The sequence below is a fragment of the Bifidobacterium sp. LH_389 genome, assembly GCF_056357235.1.
In genome coordinates this window covers 18,216-41,865 of sequence record NZ_JBKEVR010000015.1, presented here as the reverse complement: position 1 = coordinate 41,865, position 23,650 = coordinate 18,216, and the positions used below count along the sequence as shown (strand labels likewise).

Sequence of the window (23,650 nt, the reverse complement as noted above, 5' to 3'; positions counted from 1 at the left end):
TACCCATCGTTACCATAGCGGTCTTCTGCTTCAAACTGGGAAGGCGCCAATCCCAAGCGGGAGCAGGCCTTTTCGGTCGGGACAGCGGGATTTGAACCCGCGACATCCTGCTCCCAAAGCAGGCGCGCTACCAAGCTGCGCTATGTCCCGTGCGCCTTGGTCGCAGCGGTCTGCGGCTTAAGGCACAAACAGTCAGTATAACGCATGGTGCGACCGGAACGCGCGGCTCGGTCGCACCATGCGTTCCGGTCGGAACGCGCGCGGCACAGGGCTCGGCGGAGCTCGGTACAGCTCAGTGCGTCTCGGCATCGCTTTGCCGCAGCGCTATGCCGTTCGCAGCCATCTCGGCGCGGGCGGCGATGCCGAGTTCCTCGCTCACCGGCACGGTCAGATCCTCGAACACGGTGACCGAGAACCCGAGCTTCGCCGCGTCGATCGCGGTTTCCTTGACGCAGTGCGATTCGGCGATGCCGACCACGTCCACCTGGGTGACGCCCGCCGCCTTGAGCGCGCACGCCAGCGTATGCCTGCCGTCCAGCGCGGAGGCCACCTCGCTGCGCGACTGGATGCGGTCCGAGTTGTCCTCAATGCCTTCGAACCCCGAATATGCGGCCGAGTACTGGCCCTTCTTGAAGTGGTGCGCTATGCCGAGCGCGGCGACGGCCGGATGCAGTTCGGCATTCGGCGTGCCCGCCTTGCCGTGCACGGGCCACGTGTCCACGTAGTCGGGGGAGTCGGACCAGTGCGCGCCCGGTTCGATGTGCCAGTCCTGCGTCGTTGCCATGTATGCGTATTCGCCGCGGTGCGCATCCACGTATGCGGCGATCCGTTGCGCGACCGCATTGCCGCCGGCCACGCCGAGTTCGCCGCCCTCGCAGAACGTCGGCTGCACGTCCACCACGATGAGCGCCCTGCGCTTCGCCCGCTCCTCGCTGTAGTTGACCATTTCGAGCTCGGGGCCGAAGTCCTCGGTCTGGGTGCGTCCGGTCTCATGGAAGCCGACGTGACGGTAGAATCCCTGGGCGTTCGCGTTGAACCCCGCGACCCACAGGGCGAGCCGGTCGTTGCCGATGGCCCGCTTGCCGGCCTCGACCAGCGCGCGTCCCACGCCCTGCCGGTGGCTGTCCGAGGCCACGTACAGCGAGGCGAGTTCCGCGGCTCCCGGCCGGTCGATGGGCGGGCGCGGCGTGCGCAGCAGCTCCGCGAAACCGATCACCCGGTCGCCGTCCAACGCGACCAGCGTGACCTGATTCGGATCGTCGGCGAACCTGTGCGTCAGTTCGAGGGCGAATTCGGGCGTGATCGCGTCCACGATCCCCTGCGGAATGTTGCCCTGATTGAGGTCGTGCCATGCGCGGGACTGCACCTGCGCCTTCTGCTCGAACCATTGCGGCGCTATCGGGACAATGCGAACTGTCATGAGGCTCATGATAGGAAGGGTGCGACTGCCGTGCAACGGAATCGCCACGCATAGCGTTGCAGCAGCCGGATTCGCTGCCTACTGCCGCGTCGGGAACGCGGTGGATTCACGGGCGACGAGCGTGCAGTCGACGGTGGTTTGCAGTGGCTCCGACCGGTCCTCGGGATGCTCGATGCGTCGGATCAGCGTTTCCACCGCCAGCCGTGCCTGCTCGGCGTTGCTGGTGTCGATGCTGCTCAGCGTGGGTGTGTAATGCCGGCCGGCTTCGGTGGCGTCGAACCCGATGACCGGGATGCGGGGAAGTGGCGTTGGCGCCGACGTTTCCCCGTGCAAATCCGCCTCGTGCAGGGCGTGCAGTGCGCCGAACGCCATATCGTCGGACAGGCAGTACACGCCGTCGAACCGCAGTCCGCGCTCCAACGCCTGAGTCACGGCACGGTAGCCGCCGTCGGCGCTCCAGTCGTCGTTGACGAACAGGTACGGGTCAAGAGGCAGCCCGGCCTGCTCCAACGCGCTTACGACGCCTTCGATGTGGCGGAACCGGCTGCGGATGCGTTCCTCGTCGGTCTCGGCGCGCCGGTAGGTGGTGCCGACCACCAGAATGCGCGTGCACCCGCATCCGATGAGGTGCTCGACGGCCATGCGTGCGCCGCGCTCGCAGGGGGTGAAGATCGTGTCGAACGTGGAATCGACGGAGTGGCCGTCCAGCATGACGATCGGCTTGTTGTGGCTCAGCGTACGCAGCTCCTCGGTGGACAGCATGCCGGCGCTCATGATCATGCCGTCGCAGAACTGGTTCATCATGGACGTGATGATGGCGCGTTCCACGTCCGGCTTGTTGCGGGCCAGCAGGGTCTGCTGAACCAGTGCCTGATAGCCGTGCTGCAGCGCTTCGAGCGAGATGGCGCGCGCCAGTTCCGCCTGATGCGAGATGTTCAGGTCGTGCACGGCCACGCCGATGATGCCGTTGCGTCCCAATCGCAGACCCACGGCGGACAGGTTCTTGGTGTAGTGCAGTTTTTCCACTGCGTCCATGACGCGCTTGCGCGTCGCCTCGCTGATCGTGTCCGCGCCTTTGAGCACGTATGACACGGTGGCGGCGGAGACGCCCGCCTCCCGTGCCACGTCCTGTTGGGTAACCATGCCTTCCATACTATCGGTGAATGGAACGGTTCCGGTGCGGATGCCGCGCGACACGCCTATGGGGATGTCCCGGGTGGCAAGTTCAAGAGTGCACTGATAGTATTTTAACGTGTAAATACTTATGAATCACTCAATCGAAGAAGATTGATTCACACGAATAAGGAGATGCATGGCTATGACAGGCAGCGCGCGGAACGAGATCGTCCTCATGCAGGATTGGCGCTTTGCCCTGACCGGATCCGTGGACGAACGTCCCGCGGCCGACGCATGGCGAACCGTCGATCTGCCCCACGACTGGGTGATCGGCCGACCGGTGAGTCCCGATGTTCCGTGGGGCGTGTGCATGGCGTTCCGTCAATGGGAGGGCGTGGGCTGGTATGCGAATACGGTCACACTCACCGCGGAGCAATTGCGGCCCGGCCGTCGGCACTGGCTGGACTTCGACGGAGTTCAGGAATGCGCCACCGTCTACGTGAATGGCCGACGCGTAGGCTATCAGGGCTACGGCTACACGCCGTTCCGTCTGGACGTGACCGACGCGCTGCGCGAGGGCGTCAACGAGATTCTGGTGCGGGCCGACTTCACGCAGGCGCCCACCGACCGCTGGTATTCCGGCGCGGGCATCGTGCGTACGGTCCGGTGGATCGAAACGCCGGAACGTTTTCTTGACGAGCGGCTCGTGACGGTTCGCCAGCATGTGGACGTGCAGGCCCGCCGGGTGACTCTGACGATCGACCCCGGACTGGTCGGACCGGTCGAGGCGCGGCTTGCGGACGCCGACGGACTGGAGATCGCCGCGACGGCCCGGCCCGGCGGTGACGCCGCGCTGGAGCTGACCGTGGGTGACGCCAACCTGTGGAGTGCGGAAACTCCGTATCTCTATACGCTCACGCTGTCGCTGCCCGATTCCGGTGACGCAGTGTCCATGCGCATCGGGTTGCGCGACGTGACGTTCGATGCGAACGAGGGCATGCTAGTCAACGGCGTGAGGACCGTGTTCAAGGGCGTGTGCCTGCATCAGGACATCGCCCCCGTGGGGGCCGCCGCAACGCCCGAACTGTGGCGGGCACGACTCGAGCGGCTCAAGCTTATGGGCTGCAACGGCCTGCGGCTGGCGCACCACATGTTTGCGCGCGAATTTCTGGATCTGGCCGACGCCATGGGCTTCTACGTGTACGCCGAACCGTTCGACAAGTGGCGCTCGGGACACTACCTGCGGTTCTTCGAGAACGACTGGAAGCGTGACCTCGACGCAATGTTCCTGCGCGACCGCAACCGGCCGAGCGTGGTGATGTGGGGCGTGGGCAACGAGGTGGAGGATCAGGGCAAGTGGCCCATGGTGGATACGTTGCGCCAACTGGTGGCAGAGGCGCACCGCATGGATCCGACCCGGCCCGTCGGCTGTGCGATGAACCCGCATTTCCAGTACGACGAAGCGGAATACGGCGACCGCGAGGACATGGACACCGTGTTCAACGAGGCGCCGAAGACCGGGGAGATCACCGACCCGGCAGAGCGCGTGGAACGCGTCAAGCGCATCGCGGACGTAACCGACATCGTGGTGATGAACTACGCGGAGCAATGGTACGGCCGCGTGCGCGAAGCGGTGCCCGGCAAGCCGATCTTCGGCTCCGAAACCTACCAGTGGTTCATGGGTCACGACGAACAGCTGCAGAACTTCACGCAAAGCAACCCGCAGCTCGTCCCATGGCGTGCTGATCGCCGGTGGGTGATCGGCGGGGCGATCTGGAGCGGCTATGACTATCTGGGCGAATCCATGGGCTGGCCCTCCAAGGGGTGGAGCGCCGCGCCGCTCAGGACAAACGGGGTGAGACGCTTCAGCTACGATCTGCTGCGATCGTACTGGACCGACGAGCCCATGGTGAGCTTCGCAGTGCTGGACTATTCGCTTCCGGACGAGATGGTCAAGGAGCATTGGGACATGCCGCCCTATGTGAGGCACTGGGACTTTCCGCAGTTCCGCAAGGCGCTGATCCCGTACGCCATCGCTTCCAACTGCGAGGAGGTGCGCGTGTTCGTCAACGGCAAGCGCTTCTACGTGCCGCGTCCTGCGGAGTGCCCGAATCGTCTGATCACCGGGTACCTACCGTGGACGCCCGGCGAGGTGGTCGTCGAAGGCGTCAACGGGGGAGCGGTGGCGTGCCGTGATGTGGTGCGCACCCCGGGCGCCGCCGACCGCCTGGAATGGGAGGCGGATGCGCCCGTCGAACTGCCGGCCAGACGGGGGTATTGCGTGGGGCTGACGGTGCATGTAGCCGACGCGGACGGCAACGACGTGTTCCGTGCCGAGCCGGAGGTGACGTTTGCCGTTTCCGGCCCGGCGGACATCGTTGCAGTGGATAACGGGGACCTCACCAACGACGAACCGTATATCGGTAGCCCAGTGGCTTCGCGTCAGGGCAAAGCGAGTGTATTTTTACGATTAAATGGACAGTTCGGGCGTGTTGAGATCACTGCAAAAGCCAATGAAATCAAGGAAACTAGGTGGGTTATTAATGTTGAAGAGAGAAGTTGACAGGAGGACAGTTTAAACGTAAAATCAAACCATGTTCAGCAAGCGGCCCGCAGTGATGCGGTCACGGTTGCAAACACAACATCAAGGACAACAGGAAACTTCACGGCCGGGCGCCAACGTTGCCGACGTCCGGCGAGCCGAACAAAGGAGTCAGGAATGAAGTGGACATCGATGCTGAGGAAGGCCACGGCGGCCGCCGCCGGCATGGCGATGCTGGTTGGCGTTGCCGCTTGCGGGTCGGAATCGAACGAGGGTACGGCCTCGCCGGACGCGAATGCGACCATCCGCGTGGCGTGGTGGGGATCCGACAGCCGCCTGAAGATCACGCAGGAGGTGATTTCCAAGTTCGAGGCCTCCCATCCGAACATCAAGATCGAAGCTGAATACGGCGACTACACCGCCTACTTCGACAAGCTCAACGTGCAGCTGGCCGGCGGCGAGGCGCCCGACCTGATCCAGATCGGCGAGGACTTCCGCACCTACTCCGACCAAGGCCAGTTCCTCGATCTGGCGCAGGTGTCCGATCAGCTTGACCTGAGCGGCCTCAAGGATTCCGTCAAGAAGATGGGCCAGTCGAACGGCACGCAGTATCTGGCGCCCATGACCACCGGCATGCTCGCCGTATTGGTCAACACCGATCTGCTCAAGCAGTACGGCGTGGAGATCCCCTCCAACGCCGACACCTGGTCGTGGTCCGACTTCGAGGACTGGAACAAGGAGATCATCGCCAAGTCCGGCAATACGCTCATCGGCCCCGGTTTCCTCAGCAACGGTCTGGGACTCGGCGTGTGGGCCAGCCAGCACGGTGAACCTGCGCAGTGGGACGATACGGGCGTGAAGGTCTCCGAGCCGGTGCTCACCGCATTCTTCCAGAAGTTCAAGGATTGGACGAGCAATGGCGGCGTCTCCGGATCCGTCGACGCCTGGAGCGAGGGTGCGCACGCCACCACCGACCAGAGCCCGTTCGCCACCAAGAAGGCCGCGGTGACCATAGCCATGGCCAATCAGGTCGACACGTTCGCCAAGAGCACCGGCCAGAACGTCGAACCGCTGCCCCTGCCGAGCGACGACCAGAGCATCAACTGGATGACCCAGCAGCTGTCCATCGGCTGGACCATCAACGCCAAGACCAAGTACCCCGCGCAGACCGCCGAATTCCTCAACTACATGCTCAACGATCCCGAGGCCACGGAGCTCATCGGTGCCGAACGAGGCATCCCCGCGAACGACAAGGTCCGTCAGAGCATCAAGGATAAGGTCAACGACAACAACAAGAAGGCTCTGGCCTACACGTCCAAGATGGAGCCGCGCCTGGCGGCCGAGCCCAACCCGCTCACGCCCGCCGGTGCGCGCGACGCCAACAACATGGTTCTGCGCTACGGCGAGGACGTGGCCTTCGGACGCCTCAGCCCGCAGGATGCCGCGAAGAACTTCACGGCGGAGCTCAACGCGGCCATCCAGTCGGCCTGACGGTCGGCGTTCGCACGGGAAACATGATGGTCAGAACATGAAAGGAGCGGCCATAGGACGATATTGACGGTTTTCTCCTTTTCCTCCCGGGGCGGCGCCTCGCGGTGCGATGATGATTCGCACGGCGAGGCGCTGCCCTTTCTCGTGTTCCGCGTGCCGCGGCAGCGGGATCCATGCGATGCGCCGGCAGCGTAAATCGGACACCGGAGGCGGAACCGCGGGGTATGGGCTGCGGCGTGGCGGTATAGAATCGGGGTGCGCGCGGGCCGACCGGTCGCGTCGCAAGGAAGTCGCAGGAACATCGCGAGGGAGGAGCGGGCCATGGGACGTCATCAGCGTGCGGAGACCTCCGGGCTGATCTCCTTCCTTATCTGCGCGGCCGTATGCGCCGTGGCCATGAAGCTGTACGTGGACCTCGCGCCCGCCATCTGGCAGGTCTCGCGGCGCCTGTTCACCGTCTCCGCCGGCATGATCACCGCATGCGGCGTGATCTCGTTCGCCATCGGCTACGCCCGTCATTCGCGCTCGTGGAATCTGGACCACGGCTGGTTCGCGCCCGTGCGCCGCGCGTTCGAGGTGCTGGCCCTGTCCGTGGTGTATGCGTCCACGATCTTCCTGTGCGCGTTCGCCATCCTGGGCGTCATCAGCTCCATGATGGGCTCCTTCCTTGTCTACCTGCCGTGGATCACCGCCGGATTCGCCGGCGTGGTCGGCTACCTCACCTTCGTACAGGCCGACCTCATGAACGCCAAGACCATCGCCTCGCTGCTGCCGTTCTTCGTGCTCTCCGGCGTCACCACCGCGGGCCTCACCACCGACGACCCGTACTGGTGCAACAACAACTTCTCGCAGCTCGGCGACCGCACCACCTTCGCGGCCCGCATGTTCAACTCCACGCTCATCCTCGCCGGCGTCTGCATCATCATCGTGAGCTACTTCGCCGTCTCCGAGCTCATCACCACGCACCGGCTGCGCGTGCGCTGGCAGAGCGACCACGCGGACGCCACGGCCGGGCGCGCGGTGGGGGAGATCAGCCACTTCCGGTTGCGCGCCATGCTGCTCATGGGATTCCTCACGCTCGCGGGCGTGTTCTTCATCGGCATCGGCACGTTCCGCTACACGCCCCACCCGCACGTGCACGACTTCTTCGCGCGCGGGTTGCCGGTCATCATGGGCGTGCTGCTCATCATCCTGCCGTGGCTCGCCCCGCAGCTGTCCAAGGCGACGTTCGTGATCGGCGACCTGGCCATAGGCGTGTGCGGCGTGGCCACGCTCATCTGGCTCAAGGGCGACAACACGCTCACCAACGTGGAGGCGCTCTCCGGACTCGTGTTCCTCGGATGGTTCATCGTGTTCGCGCGGCAGATCGCCGCCATCGAGGCCGACCGCGTGGCCGCGCAGCTCGTTTACGCGCAATTGTATGCCCGGGCGCTTGCCGGTGCCGGTGCGAAGGCGGGCGACGTTGCGGCGGCCGCATCCGCCATGCCTGCCGCCGTGAGTGCGACCGCCGGCATGGCCGCCACGGACGTGGTTGCGGATGTTGCTGACGTTGCCGGAAGTGGGTCGGATGCGCGCGGGGGAGACGTGACCGGTCTCGAATCCCGGTTGGCCTCGGATAGGTGATTCGTGTCCGGTGTAGCCGCCGTTTTCGAGTTTGGGGGCTACTTCTGACGCATGCGAGCGGGAAGGGTCGGTTGGAGCGTGCGGTCCGTTTGCTTGACGGAGTGCCCGACCGCATGTCTGGTTGCTCCGTTCGCCTGTTCGGTCCATCCGATTCGTACGTACCTTCGGGCGCGCCGGACGGGTATGTCGCCGGGGGCGAAGTCGGCAGGGGCCGGGCACTCGGAAGCAGTGCCGCAATATGGTATTCGTCACATTTTCCCGATGAATTCGTCAAGATCAAACGATTGACGTCGGCGAGAGGCCAAAAGGAGGCGTATAGTTGCACCTTGCGATGTTTGCGCAAACATTTTTGTTTGCGCAAACATGGGTGCAGTCGAGTACTGCCAACGCATCACGATCAGCGCATTGCAACGAGGAAAGGAACCGCAATGAGCGCCAATGAACAACATACCGGCAACGGCGTCACGGGCGACGCCGCAACGCCGGCAACCAACGAACCGCAGAACTACGGCGTGCGGGACGCCGACCAGCCCACGCTTCCGCTGCGCCTCGGCTTCGGCCTGCTCGTCGGGCCCGCCTGCTGGATGCTCGCCTACGTGGGCGTGTCCGCCACGCTGCTGCCCGCCAAGCTCCAGTTCTTCGCGCCGGACCAGAAGGTGGCGCTCATCCCGCTGTTCTCCACCATCGCCATGGTGGCCGCAACCATCTCCAACATCATCGCCGGTGCCCTCTCGGACGTCACGCGCACCCGCTTCGGCAGCCGCAGCCCGTGGATCGTGGCCGCATCCCTCGCGTGCGCGCTCATGTTCGTCTGGTTCGCATTCTCGTCCACCTGGCCCATGCTGCTGCTCACCTGGACGCTGTACAACGTGGCGCTCAACTGCGTGACCGCCCCGATGATCGCCCAGCTGTCCGACCGCATCGCCCCGCGCTGGCGCGGCACCATCTCCTCGTTCTGGGGCATCGGCATGGCCATCGGCAACTACGGTTCCGGCCTCATCGCCTCCCACTTCATCGCGGACAACGCGGCAGCCACCACCGGCGTGCTCATCTTCGCCGTCATCGCGGCCGTGGGTGGCGTCATCTCGCCCATCATCATGCACGAGCAGAGCAACAAGGACGTGGCTCGCACCAAGTTCGACCACGACGCCATCCGCCAGTACTTCATGTTCCCCACGCGCAACTGCCGCGACTACTACCTCGCCCTCGCCGGCAAGATGCTCATGGTCACCGGCCAGTACGTGATCGTGGGCTACCAGCTGTACATCTTCTCCGACTACATGAAGCTCGACTCCGACAGCCAGACCTCCGCCATCTCCACCATGTCGCTCATCCTTATGGTCACCGGCATCGTGTTCTGCGTGATCGCCGGCCCGCTGTCTGACCGGTTCCACCGCATCAAGGCACCCGTCGCCATCACCACCATCATGCTCGGCGTGGGCGCGTTCTTCCCGTTCTTCGCTGCCGAACCGTGGACCATGTTCGCGTACGCGGTGATCGCCGGCATTGGCATGGGCGCCTACAATGCCGTCGATCAGGCGCTCAACGTGGCCGTGCTGCCCGACCCGAAGACCGCAGCCAAGGATCTGGGCATCATCAACATGGCCAACACGCTCGGTCAGGTGTTCGGCCCGGCCATCGCCGGTCTGGTGATCACCACGCTCGGCTACCGTGCCATGTTCCCGGTCGAAACCGTGATCTGCGTGATCGGCGGCCTGCTCATCCTCGCCGTCAAGCGCGTGAAGTAGCGCACTCCAGCGGTCTCCTGACACGAGCGGCCCGACCGGTTCCGACGCCGGCCGGGCCGCTCATTGTTGTCCTGGTCAGGCGATCACGCCGGCCAACTCGAGCGCCGTACGCACGAACAGCACCGCCAGCACGCCCACGATGACCGGCCGTACGATGCGCGTGCCGTCCTTGAGCACCAGGCCGGCGCCCAGATAATGCCCCACCATGCCGAACAGGCCCGCCACCAGACCGACCGTCCACCACATCTGGCCGCTGAACGCGAACGTGACGATCGAGGCGACGTTCGCGGACAGGTTCCAGATCTTCATGTCCCCGGAGGCGTCGTGCAACCCCATGCCCGCGACCGCCGTGAACGCGAGCAGAGTGAACGTGCCGGAACCCGGGCCGTAGAATCCGTTGTACAGGCCGCACACAAGGGAGCATGCAGCCACGAGCAGCCAGCGGCGGCGCTGCGGCATGGGACGGTCCTTCGCCGCGAAGCTCTTGCGACGCAGCACAATGGCGGCAATGACCGGCAGCAGGGCGATCAGCACGTAACGCAGCACGCCCTCCGGCACCAGCAGGGTGATCCGTGCGCCGCCCACGCTGCCGAGAAAGCCGAACAGGGCCGCGGGCACCGCCAGTCGCGCGTTGACGAACCCGTTGCGGCACAGGCGCACCGTGGACGTGGTGGACCCCAACCCCGCGGACAGCTGATTCGTGGCGACTGCCAGATGCGGAGGCAGGCCAGCGATGAGATACGCGGGCATGGTGATGAGCCCGCCGCCGCCCGCCACGGCATCCACCATGCCGCCGAGCAGCACCAGAGGGCAGACGATGAGCAGGGTGATCCACAGCGAGGGGAATGTAGTCAAATCCATGGGCACCTAGGGTATGAAGTCCGTGTTACATGCGCCGTCCGAGTCCGCATGGCGAGGCGCCTTGTCGGTAGACGCGGTCAGACCTGCTCCCCGCGCGCCGCCCAGTGCCGTTCCTGCGCGGCATGCGGATCCTTGCGCATGAGCTTCGCCGGGTACTTGCGCTTGGTCTTCTCCAGCTTGGCGAGAATGATGTCGTCCATGTCCACGCCGAGCCGGTCCGCCATCATGATGCAATAGGTGAGCACGTCCGCCAGCTCCTCGTGCACATGCTCGTCGCTCAGGGCCGGCGACTGCGGCGTCCACTGGTAGCATTCCAGCAGTTCCGCACCCTCGATCATGATGGACTTGGCCAGATTCTCCGGCGTGTGGAATCGGTCCCAGTCCCGTTCCGCGCTGAAATCCCGCACCGCCTGAATCGTGGACTCGCTGATCATCGGTTTCCCCTCCGTGGCGCTGCCGCAGGCGTACGGGTTCGTGCGCGTACGCCGTCTGCGGCTCGTTTGCCCGCGTCTGCCTGTCTGCCGCTTGCTGTCTGGCTGCTATTTGGCTGCTATCTGCATAGTGTGCAGCACATTTTGGACTTTGCAAGGGTCTATCTGCATAGTGTGCAGCAGCCATGCCCGGTGCAGCTGCCTCACGCGACTCATTTCCGATCTCTTTTTGCCCTTAATGGCCTTGTGACCTGCTGCACAGAACGCAGATAGACGTCTGCACATGGCCGAATGTGCTGCACACTATGCAGATAGGCGTTCAGCCGTGGCCGAGCATGCGCTGCCAGGCATCCAGCCAAGCATCCAGCCGAGCATGCAGCGCGGAGAGCCGAACCGTCCTCACCGCGCATGAGCCTTGCGGAGGCGGCTTGGTCGGCTCATGCGTGTTCAGCATGGCAACCAATCGCCGCGCGCGGCGGCCGGGCACGGTACCATGCTGACTATGACTACAACGAGCAATGCCTCCGCCGAGGCGCTGTGGGATGCGCCGATCGCAGCCGGCCCTCTACACGCCACAGTGACGATTCCCGGCAGCAAATCATTGTCGAACCGTTACCTCATCCTTGCCGCTCTCGGCTCGAAGCCCGTCACGCTGGTGGGACTGTTGCGCTCGCGCGACACGGAACTCATGATGGGTGCGCTGGCCGCGCTGGGCGTGCGTTGCGAGGAGGATCCAGCCAAGCCCACCACGGTCACGGTGACGCCGCCGGCGAGTGGCCGCTTCCACGGCGGCACCGACGTGTACTGCGGTCTGGCCGGCACGGTAATGCGCTTTGTACCCGGTCTGGCATTGCTCGCCGACGGCCCCGTGCGCTTCGACGGCGACGAACAGGCCTATGCCCGTCCCATGAAGCCCGTGCTCGACGGCTTGGAGCAGCTGGGCGCAACGGTGGAATACCACGGGGACATCGGCCGTCTGCCGTTCACGGTTACACCGCCGACGAACACGGCGAAGCCTACGTTCGCCGGCAAGACTGCCGTGGTGTCCATCGACTCGTCCGGTTCCTCGCAGTTCATCTCCGGACTGCTGCTCGTCGGCGCGCGTCTGCCGCATGGCCTCGAGCTGCATCATACGGGGGAGAAGACGCCGAGCCTGCCGCACATCCGCATGACCGTGGCGGACCTCAATGCCGCCGGAGTCCGGGCGGAAGCCGACGAAGCCGCCCGCACATGGCGGGTGAAGGCCGGCGCCGTGCAGTTGCCCGACCGCGTGACGGTGGAGCCCGACCTGTCCAATGCGGCTCCGTTCCTGGGCGCCGCGCTCATTGCCGGGGGAACGGTACGCGTGCCGCACTGGCCGGCCTCCACCACCCAGCCCGGCGGCCTGCTGCCCGGATATCTGGAACGCATGGGGGCTGCGGTGAGCTTCCCGGAAGAGAATGGCATTCGCTACTGCGAGGTGCGCTCGGACGGGCGGATTCACGGCCTTGGCGACTTCGACCTGACTGCGGCGGGGGAGATCGCCCCGTCACTCGCCGCCGTGCTGGTCTTTGCGGATGCGCCCACGTCCATGGTGGGCATCGGGCATCTGCGCGGGCACGAGACCAACCGTCTGGCCGCGCTTGCGGCCGAGATCACGCGCGTGGGAGGCAGCGCCGAGGAGCTGTCGGACGGTCTGCGCATCAGCCCTGTTCCCGCCGGGCAGCTGCACGGCGCGGACATGGAAACCTACGCCGACCATCGTATGGCCACGTTCGCCGCGATGCTGGGGCTCAGAATTCTCGGTATTCGCGTGCGCAACGTCGCCACCACGCGCAAGACCCTGCCTGACTTCACTGGCATGTGGGCCACGCTGCTGGGCCGGTAGTGCCGAAGCGGAAAACAGACTGGAAGACGAGAAAAGGAGTGCGAATTATCATGAGTGCGCACACACTGTACGAAACCCGTTCATACGCCGGCGAACTGGCCGGCAACCCTCATCTGGAGGACCTGGAGCTCACGCTGCGCCTCGCGGATGCGGCCGACGAGATCACCACCGCCCGCTTCGGCGCGCTGGATCTGCACGTGGAAACCAAGCCGGACAACACCCCGGTGAGCGACGCCGACCGGGCCACCGAACGCGCCATCCGGGAGATCCTCGCCAAGGAACGACCCGACGACGCGATCTATGGCGAGGAACTCGGCCGCGAGGCATCCACCGGTCGGCGTTGGATCATCGACCCGATTGACGGCACCAAGAACTATGTGCGCGGCGTGCCGGTGTGGGCCACGCTGATCGGCCTGCAAGAAGGCGACGATCTGGTGGTCGGCGTGGTGTCCGCTCCCTGGCTGCACACCCGCTGGTTCGCCCTCAAGGACGGTGGCGCCTACATGGGCCGCGGCCCCGAGGCCGCCACGCGCATCCACGTTTCGCACGTGGCCCGTGTGGAGGACGCCTCGATGAGCCTGTCGTCGTTGAGCGGATGGAAGGAACGCGGCGACCGTGACAAGGTGATCGCGCTGACCGACCGCATGTGGCGTCTGCGCGGGTTCGGCGACTTCTGGAACTACATGCTCGTGGCGCAGGGTGCAGTGGATGCGGCCGCCGAGCCCGAACTCGATTTGTACGACATGGCCGCGCTCGTGCCGATCGTCACCGAGGCGGGCGGCACGTTCACCGATCTGGACGGCAACCCCGGCCCGTGGGGCGGTTGTGCGCTGGCCAGCAACGGTCTGCTCCACGAGCAGATCCTCAAGGCTCTGTAGATCGGCCGCCGCAGACGATCCGAAACGGGAATCCCCCCGGAACGCTTCATGCATTCCGGGGGGATTCCCGCTATATGACCCTGCGTCAGACCGCCGAATCAGGCCTCGTCAACGGGCTCGACCACGTTGCCGTAGGAGTCCTTGCCGGCCACGGCGATGGCGGCGGACTTGCGGGCGATGGCCAGCTCCTCGTTGGTCGGGTAGACGGCGATGATCACGGAGGAATCCGGGGCGGAGATGATGCGCGGCTCCTTGGAGCGGGTGGCGTTCTTCTCCTCGTCCAGCTTGACGCCGAACGGAGCGAGCTTGTCGCACACCATCTTGCGCACGATGTCGTCGTTCTCGCCCACACCAGCGGTGAAGGTGATCACGTCCACGCCGCCCATCTGAGCGGTGTAGTTGCCGATGTAGCCGACGATGCGGTGCACGTAGACGTCCAGCGCGAGCTTGGCGTCCTCGTTGCCCTCGGCGATCAGGCGGTGGACCTCGCGCATGTCGCCATAGCCGGTCATGCCGGCCAGACCGGACTTCTTGTTGAAGAGGGTGTCCAGCTCGTCCACGTTCATGTGGGCGTTGCGGATCAGGTGGAAGACCACGGCCGGGTCGATGTCGCCGGTGCGGCCGCCCATGACCAGACCCTCGAGCGGGGTGAGGCCCATGGAGGTGTCGACGGGCTTGCCGGAGACCTGCGCGGAGGCGGAGGCGCCGTTGCCGATGTGCAGCACGATCTGCTTGAGGCCCTCGGCCGGCTTGCCGATGAGCTCCGGAACCACGGAGCCGACGAACTCGTGGGAGGTGCCGTGGGCGCCGTAGCGGCGGATGTGGTACTGCTCGGCGATCTGCTTGTTCAGCGCGTAGGTGCTGGCCTCGGCCGGCAGCTGGAAGAAGAAGGAGGAGTCGAAGACGAAGATCTGCGGCACGTCGGGCAGCAGGGCGGTCATGACCTCGGCGCCCTTGGCCTCCGGGCCGTTGTGCAGCGGGGCGAGCACGGCGAGGTCCTTGACCTGACCGATGGTCTTGGCGTTCACCAGAGCCGGCTTCGGGAAGATGGAGCCGCCCTGCACCACGCGGTGGCCGACGGCGACGATGCCAGCCTCGTCCAGGTTCGGGCCGTACTCCTTGAAGAAGCCGAGGACGCGCTTGAGACCCTGCTCGTGATCGTGGATCGGCTCGGTGAGCTCGTGCTTCTCACCCTTGTACTCGTGCTTGTAGTGACCGTCGATCGGTTCGCCGATCTTCTCGACGAGGCCGGAGGCGAGGCCTTCGCCGGACTCGAGGTCCACCAGCTGGTACTTGATCGAGCTGGAACCGGAATTGATGACAAGGACGGTTTTCGCCATTTGGGCTTCCTCCATATGTTGTCTGTTGACGCCGCACAGAGCGGCTTACCAAAATCTAGATTACTCGCTGCTTGCTACAAACGTTGGGAAATGAAGCAAAACAAGGCGCCTCCCGATCGGGGGAAGCGCCTTGTTTCACAGGCTCACTGGGCTTCGATGGCGGTCAGGGCCACGGTGTTGATGATGTCCTGCACGAGGGCGCCACGGGACAGGTCGTTCACCGGCTTGTTGAGGCCCTGCAGCACCGGGCCGACGGCCACGGCGCCGGAGGAGCGCTGGACGGCCTTGTAGCCGATGTTGCCGGCGCACAGGTCCGGGAACACGAACACGTTGACGTGGCCGGCCACGTCGTTGCCCTTGGCCTTGGTGGCGGCTACGACCGGGGACCAGGCGGCGTCGAACTGGATGGAGCCGACGACGGCAAGCTCCGGATCCTGCTCCTTGACGAGCTTGGTGGCCTCCTCGACCAGATCCACGTCCGGGCCCTTGCCGGAGCCGAGGGTGGAGTAGGAGAGCATGCCGACCTTCGGGTCGATGCCGAAGGCCTTTGCCGTCTCGGCGGACTGGATGGCGATCTCGGCGAGCTGCTCGGCGTTCGGGTTGAGGTTGATCGCGCAGTCGGCGAACACGGCCACGTGGTCCTTGAAGCACATGAGGAACGCGCCGGAGACGAGCTTCTGGCCGGGCTTGGTCTTGATGACCTGCAGGGCCGGGCGCACGGTGTTGGCGGTGGAGTGGATGGAGCCGGAGACCAGACCGTCGGCCTTGCCGAGCACCACGAGCATGGTGCCGAAGTAGGACGGATCCTCCAGCTGCTTGCGGGCCTGCTCCGGGGTCATGCCCTTCTTGGCGCGCAGCTCGCACAGCTTCTCGGTCATCGGGGCGAGGACTTCCTCGTCGTCCATGGCCTGGAAGGTAGCCTTGCCGAGGTTCTCGAGGCCCAGCTCCTTGCCGCGGGCCAGGATCTCGTCCTTGTTGCCCACGATGATCAGGTCGACGATGTCACGGGCCAGCAGGTAGTCGGCCGCCTTGATGATGCGGTCCTCGTTGCCTTCCGGCAACACGATGGTCTTCTTGTTGGCCTTGGCCTTGCCCAGCAGGCCGTACTGGAAGGCGTACGGGGTGACGGGCGCAGTGAATTCGGCGTCGAGGGTGTTGAGCACTTCCTCGGCGGGCACGTTCTCCACGAACGCTTCGGCGGCGGCTTCGGCACCGCCCTCGGCGGCCACGTCCACCTTCGGCAGCACCCACACCGGCACGCCGGCGTCGGCCAGCGCTTCCTTGTCCGGGGCGAACTGATCGGCTTCGGCGCCGGTGACGAACACGCCGATCACCTTGGTGCCGGCGGCTTCCACGACGGCGGTGGAGGCCTTGACGGTGGCGGCGACCTGCTCGGGCGTGCGGTCGATGGTGCACACGGCCAGGAACACGGGGGAGGCGAGGTCGGCGGCCACGTCGGCGTTGAAGGCGAAGGCGGCCGGATCGTTCACGGAGGAGCGATCGGTGCCTACCACGACCATGGCCTCGGCGCCGGAGGCGGCGACGGCCTCATGGTACGCGGCGACGATGTCCGCACGGGCACCGGCCTTGTCTTCGCGGGCGCGCTTGGGGCACACGCCCACGGACTGCTCGCGGGTCAGGCCGGCGTTGGCGGCGTCGACGAGCACGTCGGTGAAGGTATCCTTCTTGCACACGGCCGGACGGAACACGCCGGTCTTCTTGGCGGTGGCGAGGGCGTTGACGACGCCAAGGGCGACGACGTTGCGGCCGTTGGCGGCTTCGGGGCTGATGATGGTGACACTGGTAAGACTCACGGGTCTCTCCTGTTCGTAACTATCCAATGACGTGACTGCCTTGTTCACATCCATGTCACATTCTAGTGGGAAATGTGAGAATCGGGAGACGTTTGCCCCGAATTGCCGTACGAGCGAATGTGATGTAGCACACATTACAAAGAGGTCCCCTCCGGGATGATTCCCGAAGGGGACCTCTTGGCACGGAAGCGATCAGATGATCGGCTTCAGACTAGGCGTCAGCGAGCGAAATCACTCGTTGTCGCCGCCGGTCGCGGCGGTGGCGTCGACGGAAGCGGCGTCCTCGCCCTTGACCTCCGGCCACACCCAGTCGGTGTAGTCCGGGTGATCGTAGCCGTTGTCGACCGCGAACTGGAAGGCTTCCAGACGGAAGTCGTTCAGCTTCTTGATCTCGTCGGCGTACTTGGCGGCGTCGATGATCTCAAGCGCGGAGGCGGTCAGGCAGTAGCGGTCCATGTCGTTGACGCGAACCATGTCGAACGGCGTGGTGGTGGAGCCCTGCTCCTTGTAGCCGTGGACACGGAAGTTGTCGTGGTTCGGACGGCCGTGGATCAGGCGGTAGATGGAGCCCGGGTACGCGTGGAAGGCGAACAGGACCGGCTTGTCGGCGGAGAAGAGCTTGGTGAACTCCTCGTCGGACAGCGCCTCGTCGTTCTCCTCGGCGTCCTGGATCTTCAGCAGGTCAACGACGTTGACGAACTGGACCTTGAGGCCCATCTTCTGCAGCTTGTCGTTGGCGGCAAGGGCTTCCATGGTCGGCACGTCGCCGCAGGAGGCGATGACGATGTCGGCGTCCTCGGCGTCCTTCGCGTTGGAGGCCCAATCCCAGCGGGCGGCACCCTTCTCGAGCTCGGCGGCGGCCTCGTCGATGGTCTGGTACGTCGCGGCCGGCTGCTTGCCGGAGAAGATGGCGTTGATGCAGTTCTTGGACTTGTAGCAACGCTCGGCGACGGTCAGCAGGGAGTTGGCGTCGGCCGGGAAGTAGATGTTGACCACGTGGTCGTTGTTGAAGTTCTTGTTGAGCAGAATGTCAACGAAGCCCGGGTCCTGGTGCGAGAAGCCGTTGTGGTCCTGGCGCCACACGTGGGAGGAGATCAGGACGTTCAGGCCGGCGATCGGCTTGCGCCACGGGATCTCGCGGACGGTGGCCTCGAGCCACTTGGCGTGCTGGTTGATCATGGAGTCGATCACGTGAGCGAAGGACTCGTAAGTGCTCCAGATGCCGTGGCGGCCGGTGAGCAGGTAGCCCTCGAGGAAGCCTTCCATCTGGTGCTCGGAAAGCTGCTCGACGACCTGGCCGGTGACGGCCATGTGCTCATCGGTGAGCTCGGACAGGTAGCCCGCATCCCACTGCTTGTTGGTGACCTCGTAGGCGGCGGCGAGACGGTTGGAAGCGGTCTCGTCCGGTCCGAAGATGCGGAAGTCGGTGGGGTTCTTGCGGATGATGTCGCGGGTGTAGTAGCCGAGCACGCGGGTGGCCTCGGTGGCGCCCCAGCCGTGGCCGTGATCCTTGATGTCGATCTCGTAGTCACGGATGTCCGGCAGCTCCAGCTCCTTGAGCAGACGGCCGCCGTTGGCGTTCGGGTTCTCGCCGATGCGCAGCTCGCCGGTCGGCATGAAGGCGGTGACCTCGGGGCGGACGGCGCCGTTCTCGTCGAACAGCTCCTCCGGCTTGTAGGACTCCAGCCAGTTCTTGAGGACCTCGAAGTGGGCCTCGGTGTCGCGGGCGGAGGCCAGCGGCACCTGGTGGGCGCGCCAGGAGCCCTCGGTCTTCTTGCCGTCGATGAACTTCGGGCAGGTCCAGCCCTTCGGGGTGCGGAAGATGATCATCGGGTAGAACGGACGGTGCACGTCGTCGGTCTGAGCGGAGGCCTTGATGTCGCAGATCTCGTCGAAGACGGTCTCGAACAGCTCGGCGAAGCGACGGTGGATGGACATGTGGTCCTCATCGTCGAAGCCGGCGACGAACTCGTACGGCTCGTAGCCCATGCCGTGGAAGAACTCGTGGAGCTCTTCGTCGGAGATGCGGGACAGGATGGTCGGGTTGGCGATCTTGTAGCCGTTGAGGTGCAGGATCGGCAGCACGATGCCGTCGGTGCGCGGGTTGACGAGCTTGTTGGACTGCCAGCCGGTGGCCAGCGGGCCGGTCTCGGCCTCGCCGTCGCCGACGATGCAGGGCACGAACAGGCTCGGGTTGTTCATCACGGCGCCGTAGGCGTGGGACAGGGCGTAGCCCAGCTCGCCACCCTCGTGGATGGAGCCCGGGGTCTCCGGAGCGAAGTGGGACGGGATGCCGCCCGGGTAGGAGAACTGGCGGAAGAACTTCTGCAGGCCAGCCTCATCCTTGGTGATGTTCGGGAAGTACTCGGTGTAGGTGCCGTCCAGGTAGGACTGGGAGGTGCCGGCGGGGCCGCCGTGGCCCGGGCCCATGATGAACACGGTGTTCTGGCCGTGGTCCGCGATGAGGCGGTTGATGTGGCCGATCAGGAAGTTCAGGCCGGGGGTGGTGCCCCAGTGGCCGACCAGACGATGCTTGACGTCGTCGCGGGTGAAGGGCTCCTTCATCAGCGGGTTGCTGCGAAGGTAGATCTGACCGATGGAGAGGTAGTTCGCGGCGCGCCAGTACTTATCGACGCCTTCGAGCGCTTCCTCGGAAACCGGAGCGTTGAGCTTCTTCCAAGGGGTGCCAATAACAGGATTCGTCATGTGTACTCCTGTACTCCTGCACATAATGTGCGATTGATTATTTCCGTGTGGCCATGAGTGCTCCGCAGGCTCGGTTGAATCCGCGGTTTTCCCACGTCCAGTCGAGTCTCATGGTAAGGGAAGCTTGCGACTTCTTGGACGGTATTGTTACCGGATGTTAGGTTTTGTGCGTTTCGATTGGAGAGAAAGATTGCCACCGTTTGCCTTGAATTCACTTTCAAATTCGGCTACGTAGTCTGCAAAACGTTGGTATTTGGCCGATTGTTCTGTGTTAGCGCTCACGGTTGCGGAGTCGAAGCGGTTCGATGTCGCAAAAGCGTCCCATCGGCGTGTTGTGCGCTTTTTCATCGGCCTGTCGCTTGTCTGATTGACCGGCCATAATCGACCTATTCCTCAAAAACACCGATATAACCGAACAACCGTAAGGGAGATCATGGCACAGGGACCCGTTCTCGTCGTTGATTTCGGCGCGCAGTACGCCCAACTCATCGCACGCAGGGTGCGTGAGGCGAACGTCTATTCCGAACTCGTACCGCATTCCATGCCGGTCGAGGAAATCCTCGCCAAGGACCCCAAGGCGATCATCCTGTCCGGCGGCCCTGCCTCCGTATTCGAGCCCGGCGCCCCGCGCGTCGACCCGAAGCTGTTCGACGCCGGCGTCCCCGTGCTCGGCATCTGCTACGGCTTCCAAGCCATGGCCTATGCGCTCGGCGCGGACGTGGACAAGGCCGCCCTCGGCGAATACGGCAAGACCGAAACCGTCATCGACCGCGCGGACGGCCTGCTCGCCGGTTCCCCGGCCGAACAGAGCACGTGGATGAGCCACGGCGTGGCCGTCAAGACCGCGCCCGCCGGCTTCGAAATTCTCGCCCACACCGAAGGCGCCCCCGTCGCCGCCATGCAGGACACGTCCCGCAGACTCTACGGCGTGCAGTGGCACCCCGAAGTCAAGCACACCCCGCTCGGCCAGAAGCTCATCGAAACCTTCCTCCACGACTGCGCCGGGCTACCCGACGACTGGAACGCCTCCGGCATCATCGAAGATCAGGTCGCCAAGATCCGCGAGAAGGTCGGCGACGCCGAAGTGATCTGCGGCCTGTCCGGCGGCGTGGACTCCGCCGTCGCCGCCGCCCTCGTGCACCGCGCCATCGGCGACCAGCTCACCTGCGTATTCGTCGACCACGGCCTGCTCAGGAAGGGCGAGGTCGAACAGGTCAAGCACGACTTCGTCAAGGCCACCGGCATCCGCCTCATCACCGTCGACGCGGCCGACGACTTCCTCGACGCTCTCAAGGGCGTCTCCGAACCCGAACGCAAGCGCAAGATCATCGGCGAAAAGTTCATCCGCACCTTCGAAAAGGCCCAGCGTCAGGTCCTCGAGGAAGCCGGCGCCCGCGGCAAGGAAGTCAAGTTCCTCGTGCAGGGCACCCTCTACCCGGATGTCGTCGAATCCGGTGGCGGCGACGGCGCGGCCAACATCAAGAGCCACCACAACGTCGGCGGCCTGCCCAAGGACATCAAGTTCCAGCTCATCGAGCCGCTGCGCACCCTCTTCAAGGATGAGGTCCGCGCCATCGGCACCGAACTCGGCCTTCCCGACGAGATCGTCTGGCGCCAGCCGTTCCCCGGCCCCGGCCTCGGTATCCGCATCGTCGGTGAAATCACCCGCGAACGCCTCGACGTCCTTCGTGAAGCCGACGCCATCGCCCGCGAGGAACTCTCCAAAGCCGGCCTCGACCGCGATATTTGGCAGTGCCCCGTCGTCCTCCTCGCCGACGTCCACTCCGTCGGCGTCCAAGGCGACGAACGCACCTACGGTTCCCCCATCGTCCTTCGCCCCGTCTCCTCCGAAGACGCCATGACCGCCGACTGGTCCCGCGTCCCCTACGACGTCCTCGCCACCATCTCGACGCGCATCACCAATGAGTGCCGCCAGATCAACCGCGTGGTGCTGGATTGCACTTCCAAGCCCCCGGCAACCATCGAATGGGAGTGAATTGAACCGACGGAGCGCCTTCTGCGTTGCGACGGGTTCGACGTACTGTTGTACGCCTTCGCCCGCCGCGCCTTGAAGTCGCACGCGTCGGTTCAATTCACGTGAAATTCGCCTGATGGCGCGTTGGCGGCGTTGCTCCTCGGTCGACGTGCCTTCCGTGAAAATGGATGCGATTCGGGACACGGGAGGGCCTTCCTGCGTCTCAAATCGCATCCATTTTGCGAAGTGGTGGCGATCCGGGACAGAATGGACCTGATTCGTGTCTCGAATCGCCACCAAATGTGCGAGGGATCGGTGCACAGGGGGCCGGGGACGGGCGGCTACGCGGTCTTGAGTCGGTAGCGTTGCGTCGGGTCGTCGTGGAACCGTACCGTGGCCACGCGGCCTTCCTTCAGCAGTTCGCGCAGACCGGACGTGGCGGCCAGCGGCGTCAACTGCAGCTCGCGGATGATCTCCTTGACGCTCATGGCCGAATGCCGCTCCAGCAACGTCATGATCGACTTCGACACATCGCTCGGCGAACTCTTGGCGGCCGTGCGGTGCCGGGTGATCGTCATGGTGAACGTGTTGATGTCGTTGCGCGTGGTCGCCGGCTCTATGCCGTACTCACGCAGGCTTGCCGCAATGCGCTGGTAGCCGTCGCCGCCCTCCGGATTCACGAACCCGCCGCCCGGGTACGGGGTGGATTCGAGCAGGGTGAACAGGAACTGGTTGCGGGTCGAATTGAGCGGAGCGCCGCGCACGGCCTTCGGATTCGCCAGCACGTCATGCGTGACCGTACCGTACAGGCCGCCGGGGTTCACGATCTCGATGCGGTTGGTGAACACGCTCACATGCACCTGCGTACCGCGTGCGTCGGGGGAGTAATCCCGGTGGGTGAGCGCGTTCGCGATCGCCTCGCGCAGCGCCGACGGCGGGTAGTCCGGATGCTTCGCCCCGGTCCATCGCATGAGCGCATTCACCGCGTCGTCGATCATCACCGGAATGGAACCGACCACCGTCTGCGAGGACACCAGCCGTTCGTCGCCGCGGAACACCTCGTCGCGGCCGGTGCCGGGAAACACCGCGATGGCCACGTTGAGCCGCGGATAGTACTTCTGCGGGTAGCGGCCCAACGCCATGAGACCGGCCAGTGTGGGACGCAGCACGCCGCCCACGCCGTCCATCTCGGCATGCGAATCGTCGTGACGCAGCACCTGCAGGTCGAGCAGCGCGTCCGTATCGGTCCGGTCCGCGAACACGTGCGGATGCTGGCCTCGCACCCGTTCCAGCAGTCCGGCAACGAGCTGCGGGTCCAGATCGTCCGGCGTGGCGTCGGGCACGATGTCCAGGTCGTACGTGGGCTGCAGATGCTCCTCGGTCAGGCGATCCACCTCGTAGGAGGTCATATGCCGGTCGCCGTCGCCGGTGCGGATGTACGAACCGCCGTAGGGGCCACGCTCGGTGATGAAGCAGGGCTTGTCGCGCGGAAGCATCTCGTCCACGCGGGCGAACACCAGATTCGCGCCCTCGAACGGGCACGTCACGATCACCGGCCGCACCACCGGCGTCATCTTTTCGCACGCCTGGCTCAGCGCCTCCTGCATGGCGCGCGCGTCGAACTCCGGTACCGGCGTGAAGCCGTTCTTCTCGGAAAGCCCCAGAATGATCCATCCGCCCGAGCCGTTGGAGAACGCAGATAGCGTATCCGTGATGGTGGAGGAGATGCGACGCTTGCATTCCTTGACCTCGCACTGCTGCGTGTCGTTGCCGATCATCCGCATGAGCTCGATGAGCTCGGTCATCTTCGCGGTGTAATCATCGACCATGGCGCCTCC

At 64.8% G+C, this 23,650-nt stretch carries 15 protein-coding genes, 1 tRNA gene and 1 pseudogene; 7 read left to right on the top strand and 10 right to left on the bottom strand.

The window, feature by feature from the left end:
• Window positions 1-76 precede the first annotated feature (76 nt).
• The 4 genes and pseudogenes from AC1AZA_RS10245 to AC1AZA_RS10230 form a co-directional block, all read right to left on the bottom strand.
• Window positions 77-150: transfer RNA gene (locus AC1AZA_RS10245), tRNA-Pro, on the bottom strand.
• Window positions 151-292: 142 nt separating this feature from the next.
• On the bottom strand, window positions 293-946 hold the full coding sequence (locus AC1AZA_RS10240) for an isochorismatase family protein (protein ID WP_476514557.1): 654 nt from the start codon (window positions 944-946) through the stop codon (window positions 293-295).
• Window positions 929-1,429 (bottom strand): annotated as a pseudogene (locus AC1AZA_RS10235) (N-acetyltransferase family protein); the annotation flags it as partial. The gene AC1AZA_RS10240 and the pseudogene AC1AZA_RS10235, both read right to left, overlap by 18 nt.
• 69 nt (window positions 1,430-1,498) lie before the next feature.
• Window positions 1,499-2,563, bottom strand: a complete 1,065-nt coding sequence (locus AC1AZA_RS10230; protein WP_476514555.1) for a LacI family DNA-binding transcriptional regulator — start codon at window positions 2,561-2,563, stop codon at window positions 1,499-1,501.
• Between the two features lie 169 nt (window positions 2,564-2,732).
• Here AC1AZA_RS10230 and AC1AZA_RS10225 point away from each other — a divergent pair, with 169 nt between their 5' ends.
• The 4 genes from AC1AZA_RS10225 (at window position 2,733) to AC1AZA_RS10210 (ending at window position 9,940) form a co-directional block, all read left to right on the top strand.
• Entirely contained in the window at window positions 2,733-5,099 is a 2,367-nt protein-coding gene (locus AC1AZA_RS10225; RefSeq protein ID WP_476514554.1) for a glycoside hydrolase family 2 TIM barrel-domain containing protein, read from the top strand.
• A 156-nt stretch (window positions 5,100-5,255) separates the two neighbouring features.
• Window positions 5,256-6,569, top strand: a complete 1,314-nt coding sequence (locus AC1AZA_RS10220) for an ABC transporter substrate-binding protein (protein ID WP_476514553.1) — start codon at window positions 5,256-5,258, stop codon at window positions 6,567-6,569.
• Window positions 6,570-6,890: 321 nt separating this feature from the next.
• The gene (locus AC1AZA_RS10215; protein ID WP_476514552.1) at window positions 6,891-8,192 is read left to right on the top strand and encodes an ABC transporter permease; all 1,302 of its coding nucleotides are present in this window, start codon (window positions 6,891-6,893) and stop codon (window positions 8,190-8,192) included.
• 428 nt (window positions 8,193-8,620) lie between these two features.
• Window positions 8,621-9,940 carry an MFS transporter gene (locus AC1AZA_RS10210; RefSeq protein WP_476514551.1) on the top strand — a complete coding sequence of 440 codons (1,320 nt, stop codon included), beginning with the start codon at window positions 8,621-8,623 and terminating at the stop codon, window positions 9,938-9,940.
• A 75-nt stretch (window positions 9,941-10,015) separates the two neighbouring features.
• On the opposite strand, the gene AC1AZA_RS10205 is transcribed toward AC1AZA_RS10210, so the two are convergent.
• Together AC1AZA_RS10205 and AC1AZA_RS10200 are read right to left on the bottom strand one after the other, a co-directional pair.
• A complete protein-coding gene (locus tag AC1AZA_RS10205) occupies window positions 10,016-10,801 on the bottom strand; it encodes a TSUP family transporter (RefSeq protein WP_476514550.1) in 786 nt (261 codons plus the stop codon).
• Between the two features lie 77 nt (window positions 10,802-10,878).
• The gene (locus AC1AZA_RS10200) at window positions 10,879-11,235 is read right to left on the bottom strand and encodes a nucleotide pyrophosphohydrolase (RefSeq protein ID WP_476514549.1); all 357 of its coding nucleotides are present in this window, start codon (window positions 11,233-11,235) and stop codon (window positions 10,879-10,881) included.
• A 499-nt stretch (window positions 11,236-11,734) separates the two neighbouring features.
• Between AC1AZA_RS10200 and aroA the strand changes: the two genes are divergently transcribed.
• Both aroA and hisN read left to right on the top strand, forming a co-directional pair.
• Window positions 11,735-13,099, top strand: a complete 1,365-nt coding sequence (gene aroA / locus AC1AZA_RS10195; RefSeq protein WP_476514548.1) for a 3-phosphoshikimate 1-carboxyvinyltransferase — start codon at window positions 11,735-11,737, stop codon at window positions 13,097-13,099.
• Window positions 13,100-13,149: 50 nt separating this feature from the next.
• A complete protein-coding gene (gene hisN, locus AC1AZA_RS10190) occupies window positions 13,150-13,977 on the top strand; it encodes a histidinol-phosphatase (RefSeq protein WP_476514547.1) in 828 nt (275 codons plus the stop codon).
• Window positions 13,978-14,075: 98 nt separating this feature from the next.
• On the opposite strand, the gene AC1AZA_RS10185 is transcribed toward hisN, so the two are convergent.
• The 3 genes from AC1AZA_RS10185 to AC1AZA_RS10175 all read right to left on the bottom strand — a co-directional run bounded on the left by AC1AZA_RS10185 (window position 14,076) and on the right by AC1AZA_RS10175 (window position 19,837).
• Window positions 14,076-15,317: an acetate/propionate family kinase gene (locus tag AC1AZA_RS10185; protein ID WP_476514546.1), complete on the bottom strand. Its 1,242-nt coding sequence runs from the start codon at window positions 15,315-15,317 to the stop codon at window positions 14,076-14,078.
• Window positions 15,318-15,460: 143 nt separating this feature from the next.
• Window positions 15,461-17,131: a phosphate acetyltransferase gene (pta, locus tag AC1AZA_RS10180; RefSeq protein ID WP_476514545.1), complete on the bottom strand. Its 1,671-nt coding sequence runs from the start codon at window positions 17,129-17,131 to the stop codon at window positions 15,461-15,463.
• A 231-nt stretch (window positions 17,132-17,362) separates the two neighbouring features.
• Complete coding sequence (locus AC1AZA_RS10175) at window positions 17,363-19,837, bottom strand: phosphoketolase (protein ID WP_476514544.1); 2,475 nt, start codon at window positions 19,835-19,837, stop codon at window positions 17,363-17,365.
• 433 nt (window positions 19,838-20,270) lie between these two features.
• On the opposite strand from AC1AZA_RS10175, the gene guaA reads away from it, so the two are divergent.
• Window positions 20,271-21,833, top strand: a complete 1,563-nt coding sequence (gene guaA, locus AC1AZA_RS10170) for a glutamine-hydrolyzing GMP synthase (RefSeq protein WP_476514543.1) — start codon at window positions 20,271-20,273, stop codon at window positions 21,831-21,833.
• 320 nt (window positions 21,834-22,153) lie between these two features.
• Here guaA and AC1AZA_RS10165 read toward each other — a convergent pair whose 3' ends face one another.
• Window positions 22,154-23,641, bottom strand: a complete 1,488-nt coding sequence (locus AC1AZA_RS10165) for an ATP-binding protein (protein ID WP_476514542.1) — start codon at window positions 23,639-23,641, stop codon at window positions 22,154-22,156.
• Window positions 23,642-23,650 lie beyond the last annotated feature (9 nt).